Annotated in this window: 11 protein-coding genes; 5 read left to right on the forward strand and 6 right to left on the reverse strand. The window is 62.8% G+C overall.

Features of this window, described 5'->3' with window-relative positions:
• Positions 1–32 precede the first annotated feature (32 nt).
• A complete protein-coding gene (locus VES41_RS01995) occupies positions 33–1,142 on the reverse strand; it encodes a glycosyltransferase (RefSeq protein WP_324812323.1) in 1,110 nt (369 codons plus the stop codon).
• 47 nt (positions 1,143–1,189) lie between these two features.
• Here VES41_RS01995 and VES41_RS02000 point away from each other — a divergent pair, with 47 nt between their 5' ends.
• Positions 1,190–1,957, forward strand: coding sequence for a glycosyltransferase (locus VES41_RS02000; protein WP_324812325.1), 768 nt, complete (start codon positions 1,190–1,192; stop codon positions 1,955–1,957).
• A gap of 29 nt (positions 1,958–1,986) precedes the next feature.
• Here VES41_RS02000 and VES41_RS02005 read toward each other — a convergent pair whose 3' ends face one another.
• The gene (locus VES41_RS02005; RefSeq protein ID WP_324812327.1) at positions 1,987–4,077 is read right to left on the reverse strand and encodes a glycosyltransferase; all 2,091 of its coding nucleotides are present in this window, start codon (positions 4,075–4,077) and stop codon (positions 1,987–1,989) included.
• Positions 4,078–4,258: 181 nt separating this feature from the next.
• Complete coding sequence (locus VES41_RS02010; RefSeq protein ID WP_324812330.1) at positions 4,259–5,614, reverse strand: glycosyltransferase; 1,356 nt, start codon at positions 5,612–5,614, stop codon at positions 4,259–4,261.
• 172 nt (positions 5,615–5,786) lie between these two features.
• Between VES41_RS02010 and VES41_RS02015 the strand changes: the two genes are divergently transcribed.
• Genes VES41_RS02015 through VES41_RS02030 form a run of 4 tightly spaced genes read left to right on the forward strand, consistent with a single transcriptional unit; the run spans position 5,787 to position 10,917 of the window.
• The gene (locus VES41_RS02015) at positions 5,787–7,205 is read left to right on the forward strand and encodes a mannose-1-phosphate guanylyltransferase/mannose-6-phosphate isomerase (protein ID WP_324812332.1); all 1,419 of its coding nucleotides are present in this window, start codon (positions 5,787–5,789) and stop codon (positions 7,203–7,205) included.
• Entirely contained in the window at positions 7,202–8,005 is an 804-nt protein-coding gene (locus VES41_RS02020; protein ID WP_324812334.1) for an ABC transporter permease, read from the forward strand. The genes VES41_RS02015 and VES41_RS02020 overlap by 4 nt, the downstream gene beginning before the upstream one ends.
• A gap of 5 nt (positions 8,006–8,010) precedes the next feature.
• Positions 8,011–8,724 carry an ABC transporter ATP-binding protein gene (locus VES41_RS02025; RefSeq protein ID WP_324812393.1) on the forward strand — a complete coding sequence of 238 codons (714 nt, stop codon included), beginning with the start codon at positions 8,011–8,013 and terminating at the stop codon, positions 8,722–8,724.
• Positions 8,725–8,760: 36 nt separating this feature from the next.
• A complete protein-coding gene (locus VES41_RS02030) occupies positions 8,761–10,917 on the forward strand; it encodes a glycosyltransferase family 4 protein (RefSeq protein WP_324812337.1) in 2,157 nt (718 codons plus the stop codon).
• Between the two features lie 64 nt (positions 10,918–10,981).
• Here VES41_RS02030 and VES41_RS02035 read toward each other — a convergent pair whose 3' ends face one another.
• Genes VES41_RS02035 through VES41_RS02045 form a run of 3 tightly spaced genes read right to left on the reverse strand, consistent with a single transcriptional unit; the run spans position 10,982 to position 14,958 of the window.
• On the reverse strand, positions 10,982–11,938 hold the full coding sequence (locus tag VES41_RS02035) for a GDP-L-fucose synthase (protein ID WP_324812339.1): 957 nt from the start codon (positions 11,936–11,938) through the stop codon (positions 10,982–10,984).
• A 41-nt stretch (positions 11,939–11,979) separates the two neighbouring features.
• Positions 11,980–13,140 (reverse strand): glycosyltransferase family 4 protein, encoded by a 1,161-nt coding sequence (locus VES41_RS02040; RefSeq protein ID WP_324812341.1) that lies wholly within the window; start codon positions 13,138–13,140, stop codon positions 11,980–11,982.
• Between the two features lie 6 nt (positions 13,141–13,146).
• Positions 13,147–14,958, reverse strand: a complete 1,812-nt coding sequence (locus VES41_RS02045; protein WP_324812344.1) for a glycosyltransferase family 2 protein — start codon at positions 14,956–14,958, stop codon at positions 13,147–13,149.
• Positions 14,959–15,164: the final 206 nt, after the last annotated feature.

Raw genomic sequence — 15,164 nt, forward strand, 5'->3', positions numbered from 1 at the left:
TGTGGGATGAGCGAGGATGGATGGGGCGGGAGTCAGTCGTGCCCGGCCAGGTCGCGCAGCCAGCGCGGCACCTTGAAGCGCACGATCATGAGGTAGGCCGCCACATAGGTGGCGATGAACACCAGCGTGAAGATCATCAGGATGCCGGTGCGGTTCCAGAACAGCACCGCCGGCACCACCGACAGCGCGGCGAGTGTCCACAGGTACGGCGACGTCCGGTTGTTGCGCGAGAGCAATTGCTTGGCCTCGTTGTCGTGCACCACCTGGCGCACGATGCGGCGGAACACCAGCTGGTGGAAATGAAGCGCATCCGCCGTGCCGGGCGACTGCCCGCGCGCCAGCTTGCGGTAGATGGAGAACATGGTCTCCCAGACCGGGTAGATCAGCAGCAACATGGGAAACCAGGGCGACACCAGCGGGTGCCGCTGCACCAGCATCACGCTGGCCACCGCGATCACCATGCCCCAGACGTAGGCCCCGCCGTCGCCGGCGAAAATCTTGCCGCGCGGGTAGTTCCAAAGCAGGAAGCCGGCGGTGGCGCCCAGCAGGCACAGCACCATGCCCGCCAGTTGCCGGTCGCCCAGCTGCAGCGACACGTGCGAGATGGCCAGGCACACCAGCACCGCCACCGTGCCGGCCAGGCCGTTGTAGCCGTCGATGATGTTGAAGGCATGCGGCAGCCCGCCGATGGCGATGGCGGCCAGCGCCAGGCCGGCGAACGGCAGGGTCAGAACCCACACGTCGATCACGTCGATGCCCACGTGGTCGAGCTTGAGCCCGAAGACGAAGCACAAGAGCAGCGCCGAGCCGATGGTCAGGCCCAGGCGATAGCGCACCGACACGCGCTGGGTCACGTCTTCTACGATCCCGCCGAGCACGGCGGGTGCGAGGCAGGCCAGCATGATCGCCGCGTCCTTGATGCTGGCGGGCACATTGACCACGTCGGTGAGCAACCCCGCCGCGAACCAGCCGGCGCCCATGCCAAGGAACACGCCGGCGCCGCCCAGGCGCGGCACGTGGCCGGCATGAAAGCGTTGCGGCATGTCGGTCCCGTAGCGACGGGCATGGCGTCGCGCGCGCCGCATGAAATACAGGACGGCGACGGCCGAAACCAGGAAACTGATGACGATCAGGGCAAGCATGGGACGTGAAGTTGCGGAACCCTAGAATTCCCGGGCGAAATTAGACCATGCGCAGTCCCACATCCACCGAACAATCCGCCAGTCGCCCCGTCACCGTGTCGATCGTCAGCCACGGCCAGCTGGCGATGATCGTGCCGCTGCTGGAGCAGCTCGATGCCCATTGCGCGGGCAGCATCGAGCGGGTGCTGCTGACCCACAACATACCCGAGCCTGATCTGCTGGCCAGCCGGCAATGGGGCTTCGCGCTCGAACGCATCCACAACCCGGCGCCGCTGGGTTTCGGGGCCAACCACAACGCGGCGTTCGGCCGCTGCGCCAGCGCGTGGTACCTGGTGCTCAATCCCGACATCCGGCTGGACGCGGACGTCCTTGCGCCCCTGGTGGCCAGGGCCGAGCCCGACGCGGGCCTGCTGGCCCCGCGCATCCTGGAGCCAGGCAGGACCGAGCCGGAGCAGCACCGGCGCATCATCACGCCACGCGAGATCCTGACCCGGCGCAAGCCCGGCTACCCGATTCCGGCCGTGCCGGACTGGATTCCGGGACTTTTCATGCTGCTGCGAAGCGCCGCCTACCGGGAAATCGGCGGCTTCGATGCAAAGCGTTACTTCATGTACGGCGAGGACTTCGACATCTGCGCGCGCCTGCGCCTGGCCGGATGGCGCATCCAGATCGCCGAGGACCTGCGCGCCCGCCACGAGGCGCAGCGGGCCAGCCGCAGGAGCTGGCGGCATCTGTGGTGGCATGTGACGAGCCTGCTGAAGGTGTGGACGTCGGGGCCGTTCTGGCGACTCAGAGGCGGCGGCGGGCAGGCCTGACGCGTCGGCGCGAGCGCCAGGCGTTCGCCTCAGGGATGAATGTCCTGCGCCAACACCTGGCGCAGCATGTCGCGCGAAAAGCGCTCGTCGGAGAACCGGCGCTCGCCCACGGCGAGCCTTTCCCAGAAGCCGTCGTCCTGCATGATGCGGACGATTGCATCGGCCATGGCCTGCGCCTCGTCATGCACCGGCACGACCGCGTCCAGCCCGTCGAGCCCCTGCATGCCGACCGGGGTGGTCACCAGCGGCAGGCCATGGTGCAAGGCCTCGATCACCTTGCCCTTGACGCCGGCGCCGAAGCGCAGCGGCACGACGGCCACGCCGACGGTGCGGTAGAAGTCGATCAGCACCTGGTCGGACACGTAGCCGGTCAGGCGCACGCAGTCGCCGGCCAGCGCCTGGACCTCGGGCGTGGGATTCGATCCGACCAGGACGAGTTCTGCATCAGGCACCTGCTCGCGGACCTTGGGGAAGATCTCGCGCACCAGCCATTTGGCCGCATCCACGTTGGGCGGATGGCCGAAACCGGCCACGAACATGAGCTGGTGGCGGCGACGTCCCGCCAGGCCGACGGGCTTGATCTCGTCGTCGAAGAAGAACAGGGGGACCGTGTGCGCGCGGGCTTCGGGCAGCAGCGCCTTGACCGTGGCGGTCTCGGAGGCGGACGGGTAATAGACGACGTCGACCGCCTTCCACAGCGACTCCTCCACCACGCGCAGCTTGGCGGACTGGCCGAGCAGGCGGTCGTCTCGCGTGTGCGCATGCTCGCCCAGCAGGCGCTGGTAGTGCAGGTCGTGGCCGTAGAAGATGACCTTGGCGCGGGGCGCATGCTTGCGCACGGCGGGCAGGCATTCCTGCGCGACCTCCGGGCGGCTGAGCAGTACATAGTCGAGCTGGCCGGCAAATTCTTCCACCCATTCGGCGAAGTCGTAGTCGCCGTAGAAGACCTCGATGCCTTCCTGTTGCAGCAGGCGCGTGTAGTCGGGGTCGCGCCAGAGGTTGGCAGGCCAGAACTTGGTGTTCAGGCCCATGGCCTGCAGCTCGCGCAGGATGCACCACATGCTGCGCGAGCCGGCGTCGCGGTCCGGCTGGGGGACGTAGTGGTCGACGATGAGAATGGTCTTGCGATGGGTCGAACGGTCGCGTGCGAGAAACGTCAGCTTTCCGTGCTGCATGTGATCACGGTCCAGCACCGTCGCCCAGCGTTCACGGAACTTGTGCTGGTTGGTGACCTGGTGCGCCTTGACCCCCGATCCAGTGTCGGTGCCGTGAGAGATGCCCTCGTAGTGGATGACGACCGAGTCGGGCTGGTAGTACAGGCGCTTGCCGGCCGCACGGACGCGGAAGGCCAGGTCGGTGTCCTCGTAATATGCGGGCAGGTAGTACTCGTCGAACCCGCCGAGTTCGTCCCACAGGGCCTTCGGGATCAGCAGCGATGCGCCGGAGCAATAGTCGACTTCCTTGACGTAGCTGTATGCGGCAAGCGTCGGATCGTCCAGCCGACCATCGTTGTATGCCGAACCGTCGCGCCAGACAATGCCACCCGCTTCTTGCAGGCTTCCATTGGGGTAGATCAGTTTGGAGCCGACCATGCCGCAATCCGGTCGACTGCCGAACAAGGCGAGCATGCTGTCGAGCCAACCCGGCGTGACTTCCGTGTCGTTGTTCAGCAGATAGATGAATTCGCCCCGAGCCTGCCGGCAAGCCGCGTTGCATGAGCGCAGGAACCCGAGGTTCTGCGGATGCACGATCAGGCGCAGGCCGGGAATCTCCCCGATCCGCAGGATGTCCGTGTCGCCCGATGCATCTTCGGCCACGATCACTTCCACGCTTGCTTGAGGCAGTTGCTCTGCGATGGAGCGCACGCAATTGAGCGTATGCCCCAAATTTCCGTAAGCAGGAATGACGATGGAAACCAACGGCCGCTCCACAACCTCGAAGCTGAGCAGCGTGAGTACGCGGTCGACATCCGACGGGGGTACGGGGCCTCGACCGACCGGCGCAAGTGCGATCCCCGCTTGCTGGCGCTTCCACACCTCGTAATGGGGCACCCCCTTGAACATCGGGCCCACCACCCTGTAGGCGGCCGAAGCCAAACGCTGCTTCGTCTTTCGGGACACTGGCAGGTCCTTGTAGGCCTGACGGGCCCAACGCACGACGCGAGAGCTGATGTATTCACGCATGAAAGAATTCTTCGGCGCCTTCGCCGGACTTGAAAGCCTGAAGTTGGAACGCCGCGGCTACCGACGAACCGAATGGATCCTGGAGCCTACCTGAAGTAAACGGACGCTTGGGCGCCGCTCAGCCCCGCAGGGCCAAGGCAGACTCATCGGCCACAGCGCGCAGCTTGGCTGCGAATTCTGCCGAACAATCAGCCCACGTTCGAGGGCGAAAAGAACTTGCGATCGCGCGCTCATGTTGCAGCCGATAGGCCTGGTCTCGGCTCAGGCGAAGAATCTCGTCTCGCCAGCCGAGGTGGTCGCACGGGTGGTACGAGGGGCAGAGATTCTGTGTCGCTTCCTGCAGTGACGAGCCGGTGGACACAACGCAGGTCTTGCCGAAAGCCAGCAACTCGGCGGCAGCCAACCCCCAACCTTCATAGAAACTGGGGAACACGCCGAACTCGCAGCCGGCGTAGAGACTCTGAAGCAATTCATCATCGACGTCGCTCCAGACCTGTATGTAGCCATCGCGCCCAGCCTGCGAGCGTGCCAGTTCCGCCAACAGGTCGTCCACGCCCCATCCCCTGGCGCCCACCAGAAGCAGTCTCGGAACCTCCCCCCGGAACGCGGCATGGAACTCCCGCCACAGATTGAAGAGCAACCTGTGGTTCTTCCTCGCCTCCAATGTACTGACGTAGATGACGTAGGGGCCACCCCGGCGAAACTCCTCCAAGCGGGCGGATCTGGATGGGTCCGCCCCCCCCACAGGTGGCAACGCCGACGCCAGCGGAACGGCCGACACCGCACAGACCGGGCTATCCGTGCGTTCCTTGTCCCAAAGCCTCAGGACATCTCGTTTGGTGGATTCCGAAATCGTGACCACGAGATCGGCGTTCGTTCCAAGTCCAAGCAGATGTTCTCGCAGTCTCGAGGCGAATTCATCAGAGATGGAGTACTCGGGAAAGTCCACGACAATCGTGTCATAGCAGGCCAGAACCACCTTGCACCCGGTCTCCTGCTTGATGGCACGTACCTGTTCGGGCGGAAGATGATCCCAGTCGGCGCCCACCGAAACGAAGACATCGCCGACGCTCAGCCCGGGCGGCGCTGCGGGGACATTGGCGCCGCTCGCCTGAGCGCGCCCCTTCGGATCGGTCGTTTCATGCCCCAACCCACCAAGGAGCATCTTGGCGCCCTGGAACAGGGCGCGCGGCAGGACGTGCCGAGCCGCGGCGGTCAGGCGGGACGCAAGCTCAGTTCGAGCCGAAACCCGCTCGGGCTCGACCGTCTGCGCGCACCAGGAGTCGCCCAGCACAAGGTCCACCTCGCTGTCACGCATAAGTATGCGCATACTTGTGTTGGCATCGAAGCGGCAAAAACGCATGCCCGGAAGCTGGTTGCGCAGATTCTTCGCGAACTCCCGCTCGACGCGGACAACGCCCACGGGGTTGCGCCGCCACGCGTAGCTGGTTGAAATATCAAGGTAAATCGTCATGGAGGAGCGCAGCGCCGGGCACTTTGCGGCGACCGCGGCCGGACGCCGACGCGAGATTCAGGCTGATGGGGCGTCGCGAGGAGATCGCGAATGTTACCCGCGACCGCTTGTGACCTTCTGTTGCAGGTGGCGCCCGTAGAATCTTCTCAGACAATGAAACGAGGATAAACGAATGCGTCTGCTACCCGTAGTGCTATCTGGCGGATCCGGAACTCGGCTATGGCCAGCATCGCGCCAGACCTACCCCAAACCGTTCATGAAAATTGGCGGTAGCAGCCTGCTTCGGCAGGCCATCGAGCGCGGCCAGGCTTGCGGCAGCGGTGAAGTGCTCATCGTGACCAACAAGGACCATCAGTTCCTCACGCAGGACGTGCTCGATCAGATGCCTGACGCCCCGCGCGCGACGTTCCTGCTGGAACCGAAAGGGCGCAATACTGCTCCGGCCATCGCTTTGGCGGCCCTGCAGTGCGAACGAGAGTACGGCGACAGTACCGTAATGCTGGTACTGGCGGCGGACCAATTGATTCCCGACGTCGAGGCTTTTGTCGCCAGCGCCAGTGAAGCCTTTCGCTTGGCCGAGCAAGGCAAGTTGGTGCTTTTCGGAATCAGTCCGACAACACCGGAAACCGGCTTCGGCTACGTAGAGGTGGCACGCGCGGCGCGCGAACCCCAGGCCGTGCGACGCTTCGTCGAAAAGCCCGACCTGGCAACCGCGCAAGGGTTTCTGGCCACCGGTCGTTACTACTGGAACAGCGGCATGTTCGCCTTCACGGCGCGGGCCATTCTCGATGCGCTGGAGCATCACGCCCCGGAAGTCATGCGCGCCGCAAAGGCCGCATTGACAAGCGCCCAGAGCAAGGACCAATGCGTGCACTTCGATGCGCATGCATTTGGCCTGCAACCAGACATCAGCATCGACTACGCCGTCATGGAGCGGGCGGACAACGTGCATGTCGTGCCGGCCAAGTTCTCCTGGAGCGACGTCGGATCGTGGCCGGCCGTGGCACATGCGCAAGTCGCGGACTCGAGCGGCAACACCTTCGATCGTGAGGTAGTCGCCATTGACACCACCGGCACGCACGTGCAGGTTGAAAGCCATGGCCCGAAAGTCGTTGCGACAGTCGGCATACACGACACGGTGATCGTTGATACCCCCGATGCCCTGCTCGTGTGCCACAAGGACGCGGCGCAATCCATCAAGCAGGTAGTCAGCGCGCTCAAGACACGTCACGCGGAACTGACAGAGTTGCCCGCCACCGTGCACCGCCCGTGGGGAACCTACGCGTCGCTCAAGGAAGAAGAGGGCTACAAGGTCAAGCGCATCACCGTCAAGCCAGGTCAATCGCTCTCGCTCCAGTATCACCATCAGCGCGCCGAGCACTGGGTCGTGGTGCAAGGGAAGGCGATTGTGCAGATCGGCGACACCGAGCACGAGACGATTCCTGGACAATATCGCTATATCCCCCTCAAAGAGAAGCATCGCTTGACGAACATAGGTGAAGAAACTTTGGTACTGATCGAAGTGCAGTGCGGCAACTATCTTGGCGAAGACGACATCGTCCGGCTTGCCGACTCCTACGGACGCGCATGAGTCAGGCACATTCCAATCTGCATCGAAGCGCCTGGGGCGACTGGTGGGAAGGCACGCGTCGCACCGACATATGGTGGACGCTGGCCTGGTTCGACATCGTTCTGCGCTATCGCCGTTCGATGCTCGGCCCGCTGTGGCTCACGCTCAGCATGGGCGCGATGATCGGCGGCATGGGCCCGCTTTACAGTTCGCTGTTCGGCACCGAGTTGAGCAAGTTCTTTCCGCACCTGGCGCTGGGGATCATCTTCTGGACGTTCTTCAGCAGCATGGTGACAGACTCGTGCAACGCGTTCATCGCGTCAGGGAACTACCTCAAACAAGGCTACTTTCCCATCAGCCTGTTCGTCTGGCGCAGCATGTCGCGCAACCTGATCCAGTTCGGCCATCAGATCGTGCTGTACATCCCGGTGGCATTGTGGGCGGGCATCACGCTCAAAGCCCATGCCCTGCTGTTCATTCCAGCCTTTGCCCTGTTTCTTATCAACGCGCACGCCCTGGGGCTTGTCCTCGGGCTGATCTGTACACGCTACCGGGATGTCGCCCAGATTGTCACAAGCGTGATGCAGATGGCGATGTTCCTGACGCCGGTGTTCTGGCTTCCCGAAAGCTTGCCTGGCCGCGCCCGCTACATCCTTTGGAACCCGTTGGCGCAAATGCTGGATCTCCTGCGCGCGCCGCTCATGGGCGGCGTGTCCGAGGCCCACAATTGGCACGGCATCCTGATGTGGACAGCATTCAACCTGGCCGCTTCGAGTTGGCTATTTTCCCGTTACCGCCGCCGGGTGGTTTACTGGCTGTAAACCCGATGCCTTATATCTCCCTCAAGAACGTCTCCGTCAATTTCCCGATCTATGGCGCCGGCGCCAACTCACTGAAGAAAACGCTGGCCGCCTCCGTAACCGGCGGCAGATTCGGCCAGGAGACCGGCGTCAAGGTGGTCCAGGCGCTCAGCAATATCAACCTCGAGCTCAAGGCCGGGGACCGCTTGGGCCTGATTGGCCACAACGGCGCAGGCAAGTCGACCCTGTTGCGCGCGTTGGCAGGTGTCTACGAGCCTTCTTCCGGGGACTTCGAGCGGCGGGGCACCGTCGCGAGCCTGATCGATCCCTCGCTGGGAATCGAGCCGGATGCCACCGGCATCGAGAACATCATGCTGCGGGGACTGGTCATGGGCTTGAGCAAGAAGCAGATCGACGAATTGACTCCCGAAATCTGCGAATTCAGCGGCTTGGGCGAATATGTCGACATGCCGGTGCGCACCTATTCCACCGGCATGTTGATGCGCCTGGCCTTCTCCATCTCAACCAGCATCAGGGCCGATATCCTCCTGATGGACGAATGGCTTTCAGTCGGTGACGCCGAGTTCACCGAGAAAGCCGAACAGCGCATGAAGGACGTGGTGTCTGGCGCCGGCATCCTGGTGCTGGCGTCGCATTCGCCCACACTGATCGCCAACGAGTGCAACCGGGTTCTCCATCTCGAACATGGGCGTATTGTCGAGCAATCGTCGAGCGCATGAGCAGGGTAGCCGTAGCCCATCTACGGAGCCGGAACCATGAATGCGACCGGCGAGATGCCCCATAGTCAGTTCAAACACTTCGCAAGAAGGGCGGCTAAAGCCGCGTGGTGGCTTGTCACCCCCTGGCGCATGCCGCAGCGCATGAAGTTCTTGCGCGAGCGCTCGGCCGTCCGTGCGCGCGAGGCGGTACTCGCTCCCTTCGTGGAGAGTGAACGACAGCGCATGGCGTTGCGTCGGCAAGGCGCCCCGGTCCCACCAGCCCCTCTTCTCGACCTCTTTGACGATAGCGAACTATCGCAGGTCGCCGGAGTCCCGCCGAGCCAGGTTCTGCCGCTGCCTGTGGCTCCGGGCGCCGTCACAGACCGTTGGTCCGCCGCGGGATTCCTGATCGACCTGAGGCGCAGGCGCAGCGACCTTCGAATGCGCTTCCCCCGTGCCTTCACGGACGGCAAGAGTGAATTCGGTGCATGGCTCCAAGGCGAAGGTGGCGACGAGTTGGGGGTCGACGAAGTGGCTGTCGTTCACCTGCTGCAGGCTCTGGAGGCACGGCTGTCCGATCGTGCGCGCCAGGCCTTTCTGGCGAGCGAGTTGCTCGACTCTTTGATGCCGCACGGGCTGACCCCCGTCGGCATGAGGCCGTTGTTTCGTTGGTTCATGCGCTGCGGGATGAGCGATGCGCACCTTCGGCTGGAAGAGGTCTGGTGGCTCTTTCTCGAAGCAGCGGAGGATCCTGCTCGCGAGCTTTCGCTGGCGTACTGTTTCGCACCGGAATGGCAGCAACGCCACCCCGACGGACTGACCGTGTTCGGACGCGACGCGTTTGCGAACTGGTTTTCCGCGGAGTACGGTGCATCCGGCGAGTGGCTCGACGCGTCGGCGTGGCCACCCCAGGGATCGCCGTCGCAGCAGATCCGGTTGAGCTACTGGAGCCGTGAGCGGTGGCGGGAAGCGCACCCGAACGCGCTCTCGGATGACGCTGCAGCACGCGCGCTGCTGACGTGGTTGTCATCGGCTACTGGCCCCTTGCCGAGCGATGTAGCGCAGTGGTGCGCCGCCCTCGACGTGCAGTCGGTTGCAGCCGAGTTGACAGGCCTTGGTGCCAATGTGATCGGCCACTTCTGCTTTGCATCCGGCCTTCGAGTCTCGGCCGAGTGCATGGTCGAGGCCATGCAATCCGTGGGAGTGACGACGTCGCTGCGCGACTTGCGCACCGACGCCAAGGATGAGCCGCACCATGTGGATTTCAGGGGAATGGAGTATCACGACGTCACGATCATCCACACGCAGCCCGAGCCATTCTTCGACCACGCGTACCGCCTTGCCAACCTCGCTGAACGCGATCCCCGCACGTATCGCGTGGGGTACTGGTATTGGGAATTCGACTCTATTCCCGACGCGTGGATGGCGCACGCCAAGGGGCTGGACGAGGTATGGACGGCGACCGACTTCGTTGCCAAGGGATTGCGGGAAAAGCTTGCCATCCCCGTTCGCACGATGTTTCCTGGCGTGAAGCTGGCGCCCTTCGAGCGACGCGGCAAGTCGTACTTCGGCCTCTCCGAGGTGCAGTTCACCTTCTTGTTCACGTTCCACATGATGAGTGTGATGGAGCGCAAAAATCCGCTGGGGCTGATCCGGGCGTTCAAGACAGCATTTCCTGGTGATGAACCGGTCCGCCTGGTGCTCAAGACATCATTTGGCGACCGGCATCCGACCCAATTGCAAAGACTGCGCGCGGCTGCAAAAGGCGCCAACATCACGGTGATCGATCAGGTCTACACGCCCGACGAAGTGCTGTCTCTGATGGATGCATGCGACGCCTACGTGTCGCTGCATCGGAGCGAGGGACTCGGCCTGACCATGGCCGAGGCGATGCTGATGGGCAAACCCGTGATCGCGACGAACTTCTCGGGCAACGTGGACTTCATGAGCGAGGACAACAGCCTGCTCGTTCCCTACGAACTGGTTAAGCTTGGTCGGCCGATACCGCCTTACGACGCCGAGCTGGAATGGGCCGAGCCTTCCATCGAACACGCGGCCCGACACATGAGGCGCCTCTACGAAGATCAGGCGTGGGCACGCGAGATTGGCCTTCGCGGCAAGGCAAGCGCGGAAGGTGCTCTTTCCCTGGAGACTGCGGGACGGAAGTTTGCGGAACGGCTCGAAGAGATCCGGAGTCGCAGGAAGACGGGCTAGGCGGACACTTCGAAGTCCGCCCGCCCGCTCCTGCATGCGGCGAAGGAAGCGCCGACACCAAAGGTCAGGCGTGATGAGCGATGAAGTCCTCGTAGGTATTCTTCAATCCTTCGACAAGACCCATACGGGCGCGCCAACCCAGCGCATGCAGTCGACTTACATCGAGCAACTTGCGCGGTGTTCCGTCGGGCTTGCTGGCGTCAAAGGTAAGGACACCTTCGAAACCCACTGCCGTCTTGACGGCCATTGCAGCTTCACGAATGGTCACGTCCTCACCCACGCCCACATTGATGAGAGGCGCCGCAGACGGATCGGTAAGCGGGGCGAATTGCTCATCTGGCAGTTCGACGAGAAACTGGATGGCGCGGCCCAAATCGGCTGAGTACATGAACTCGCGCCGTGGCTGACCTGATCCCCAGACGACTACCTCGCGATCACCACGCAGCTTTGCCTCGTGAAACCGGCGGATGAGAGCCGGTAGCACATGTGAATGCTCGGGATGGTAGTTGTCCCCAGGGCCATACATGTTGGTCGGCATCACGGCCAGATACTGGGTGCCGTACTGTCGATTAAATGACCAACACGACTCCACGCCGGAAATCTTGGCCAGCGCATATGGCCGATTCGTAGCCTCGAGTGGGCCGGTCAGGAGATACTCTTCCTTGATTGGCTGGGGGCATTCACGGGGATAGATGCACGAAGAGCCGAGAAAGATCATTCGGCGCACGCCCGCCTCATACGCGGCGTCGAACACGCTCAATTGAATGCGCAGGTTCTTGTGCAGGAAATCAACAGGCAAATTATTGTTGGCGAGAATTCCGCCGACCTTGGCTGCACACATCACGACCATGTCGGGGCGCTGTTCCAGGAAAAACTGGCGCGTGGCTCGAAAGTCCTCGAGGTCGAGTTCGGCATGTGTGCGGTTGATGAGCGTGTTGGCTGGATCGCCCTTCAGTGCTTTGCTGACGGCGGTGCCGACCAGCCCACGGTGACCTGCGACAAAAATCTTTCTTGATGTCATTCGAGTGCTTCCAGTGAGGGCGGGAGCGCCTGATCGACCGCTCAGGGTCGGCTGAGAGTGTGACGTACGCGACGCGCGACCTTCAGTATGGGGTACCAAAGCGGCCGGGCGGCCTGCAGCCAAGTGTAGCGACGCGCAATGGCTCGCAGGACCTCAGTCAGGTTCGCCGATTCGATCGGCGCAGATGCCGGCCGAGCGGCCGGAGCAATCGGTGATTCGGCGGCGAACGCGTGCTGATACTTGCCGACATAGAGGCGCTCGCTGGGCGTCAAAACGAAATCCAGAATTCCCTCCTCAGCCGCAAGCCACTGACCATGGCCAGCAACAACGCTCTCCCTCGCCAGCACTCCCATTCCCGAGACGTTGGAAAAGTCCAGCGGACGAGGCGCATCGCGGTCGTACAGCAAACCATTGACCCCTGGAAGGATGTATTCGTTCATCGTGCCGTGATTGGGAGCAACCACACATTTTCCACGCGCCATCGCCTCGAGAAATGACTGGCCGATCCCTTCCTCCATTCGCGGGGCGAAGTACACATTGGCGCGATCGATCAGCGCTGTCAGTTCGCTCCGATCCTTGAACCAGGTCGAAGTGGTGATGTTGTGAAACGCCACATCGGCCGCGTCGGGCAGTCGCGGCTCTGGCGCCCCAGGGTCGCCGGCAATATGTAGATGGAAACCGTCGAAGCGGGTGCCCTCGATTAGCCGTCGCACCAAGGTCCAGTTGATTTGGTCCTCGCGTCGCAGCCACAGAAAACCTCGCAGTCCAGGCGCCGAAGAAGGCACAGAGGGCTCGGCCGACTGGTAGTAGCGCGCCCAATGGCTAACGATGCCAAATCCGGTCGCCAGACAATGCAAGGCACTCGAGAAATTCAGCACCTTGGAACCCTGGAAAGGCGCCCAGAACTGGGCTTGCATCTGCATCGGCCCCTGCCAAATGCCGAACTGATCCAGCATGGGAATGTAGATGACGTTCGGATGCACCTGCCTGAAGGCGGCGGTGCCCGGCGGGCAATACGACTGGAACATAATGACTATGTCGTGCCCCTGCACGGCACTCCATTCCACAGCCTTCCCGCCGCGCCAGGCTTCGTCCCAGAAGTCCTCTACTTCGTGACCACGTCGGCGCAACATGTCGCGCAGAAAATTGGTTGACTGCGTAGTGCGATGATAGGAATGATCGACGTAGGCGATCCTGGCCATGCGCGCTTACCTCCGCATCCAGGCATAGCCGATTTGCGCCGCCTTGTACAGGCGCGGAAAACGGCATAGAAGACCCTTGCCTAGATCTTTAGCCGAGCGGCTCAGAGGCGGCACGGCAGATCCGTCGGTCGACGCGGTCAGCGCGGGCCGGTCTGAGGGATGCTCCAGCTTCGTCATTGCCGCCCAGGTGAGCGCCAGTTGGAAATCCGGCCGATGCAAATTCTCGGCGAACAAGCGCCGGAGCAACGAGGTCGCGGCCTCGTGCGGGCGCTCGACCTCCTCATGCGGTTGATGCGCAAACAAGAAGTAGCCGTCATACAAGCCCAAGACTTCCTGTCTCGAGAGAAACGGGAAGCGCTCTGCAATCACGCGCTGGCATTCCCGGCTGTGCCCTTGCGCGTCCCCCGACGTGCCGCCTAACGAATAGTTAACCGTCACTTCGCGGGTATATGCGAACTGCACGCCGGCGTCCAAACAGCTCATCACCCACTTGAAATCTGCGGCGATGCGAAAAGTGGCATCGTAAGGCCCGGAACGCTCATACGCACCGCGCGTGGCGTATACCCCGTTGTGGCAGACGTTGGCGCAAGCAAAGTAGCTGCCAGGATGCACGAACATGGGAGGCCATTCGGCCGCCACCTCGCCCGCCTGCGTGTAGATGACTGCCCCCGTTGCCAACAGCGCCGCTGTGTCGACCCTGCCACGCATACGTCGCACCGCGATCTCCGCCGCATGGGGCTCCAGCCAGTCATCTGAGTTGAGGATGCAGATCAACTGGCCGTGCGCGAGTGGCACCGCTTTGTTAATGGCGTCGTAAAGTCCGCTATCAGGCTCCGAAACGAAATAGTCGAGCCGCGCGGCATTTCGGAGAATCACGTCCACCGTTCCGTCGGTCGACGCTCCATCGAGCACGATGTGCTCCACGTTGGGATAAGTTTGTTGCTGCACACTCTCGATTGCACGCTCTAGCGTGGCAGCGTTGTTGCGCACGACCGTAACGTAGCTCACCAACGGCAACTCGTCGGTGCCACGCTTAACAACACCGTCCGCGCGCAATCCGCCAGCACGCCGAAGGGGCGAATCCGAGGCGGTCAGCGCGTCGGACCACATGGGCCATTGGCTGGGCCGCGCCTGAACCTTCATATCGAAGAAAGGTCCAGCAGCGCCATTGCGGTAACCCAGGAACGTCGCTGGAGCCAGAGGGCTCTCGGGCTCCGCGCCGGGATACTGCCATAGCATCGACATCGGCTGGGCTCGCATACGTCGATCGGTGTCAAGCAGCGCCTCCACGAGCGCAGAGCGGCCTTTGCCGGCGTCTCGCCTGTTTTGCGAGGCCAACACTGTGACTTGTGCGGGGCTCAGATCGGGCCTCGCACGCAACACATCCTCCTTTGCCTGCGGCGTGGGCACGAAAAGCACTGACCTCCTGTCGATCGCTGCGAGCAGGTCGCACTCGCCCGTCGGCGTATCAGATCCTAGGGACGCAGGCGACACCACCGGCGGCACAATGATGTGGGCAACGATCGCGAACAAATCATTCCGCCAACCAGGCGGAACGTGCCCCGCCGGTTGCACCAGGATGGCCGGCTGTCCCCCCGGTCCCGCGTCCACCGGCATCGATCGCTGATCGATTCCTCGTTGGCGCAGCTCGTTGTCAACCTGATCCCCGCGCCCGACGCCTGCCACCAATTGCAGGTCGAACAAGCCTGCGCGCATGAGCTCTGCATACACCCGTTCGCATTCGGCGGCCACCTCGGTCCGATGCGGATGCGCTAGCGCATCCATGTTCAACATCACTCGAGGCTTGTATCCATTCATTACTTGGCGCGCTCCGACGCAAAAGGCGTCTTCAGTCTCTGCAGATTCTACGTGAGCCCTTCGTAAGAAATTCCTTACAACACTACCCGGGAGACCGCGAAAACTTAGCTGTGGCGCCACCGCACTGCGCCCCCTTCGCGCAGACGGAAGGGCACGACGCGTCCGTAGAATGCCAATACTTCCATCATTGCATCCACGCGCGAAAC

Source organism: Variovorax sp. (assembly GCF_035634955.1).
Classification (GTDB): Bacteria; Pseudomonadota; Gammaproteobacteria; order Burkholderiales; family Burkholderiaceae_C; genus Variovorax.

Bases quoted from the DNA above. Each gene is read 5' to 3' on its own strand.
- VES41_RS01995 (WP_324812323.1), bottom strand. From the start codon at position 1,142: ATGCTTGCCCTGATCGTCATCAGTTTCCTGGTTTCGGCCGTCGCCGTC.
- VES41_RS02000 (WP_324812325.1), top strand. From the start codon at position 1,190: ATGCGCAGTCCCACATCCACCGAACAATCCGCCAGTCGCCCCGTCACC.
- VES41_RS02010 (WP_324812330.1), bottom strand. From the start codon at position 5,614: ATGACGATTTACCTTGATATTTCAACCAGCTACGCGTGGCGGCGCAAC.
- VES41_RS02015 (WP_324812332.1), top strand. From the start codon at position 5,787: ATGCGTCTGCTACCCGTAGTGCTATCTGGCGGATCCGGAACTCGGCTA.
- VES41_RS02020 (WP_324812334.1), top strand. From the start codon at position 7,202: ATGAGTCAGGCACATTCCAATCTGCATCGAAGCGCCTGGGGCGACTGG.
- VES41_RS02025 (WP_324812393.1), top strand. From the start codon at position 8,011: ATGCCTTATATCTCCCTCAAGAACGTCTCCGTCAATTTCCCGATCTAT.
- VES41_RS02030 (WP_324812337.1), top strand. From the start codon at position 8,761: ATGAATGCGACCGGCGAGATGCCCCATAGTCAGTTCAAACACTTCGCA.
- VES41_RS02035 (WP_324812339.1), bottom strand. From the start codon at position 11,938: ATGACATCAAGAAAGATTTTTGTCGCAGGTCACCGTGGGCTGGTCGGC.
- VES41_RS02040 (WP_324812341.1), bottom strand. From the start codon at position 13,140: ATGGCCAGGATCGCCTACGTCGATCATTCCTATCATCGCACTACGCAG.
- VES41_RS02045 (WP_324812344.1), bottom strand. From the start codon at position 14,958: ATGAATGGATACAAGCCTCGAGTGATGTTGAACATGGATGCGCTAGCG.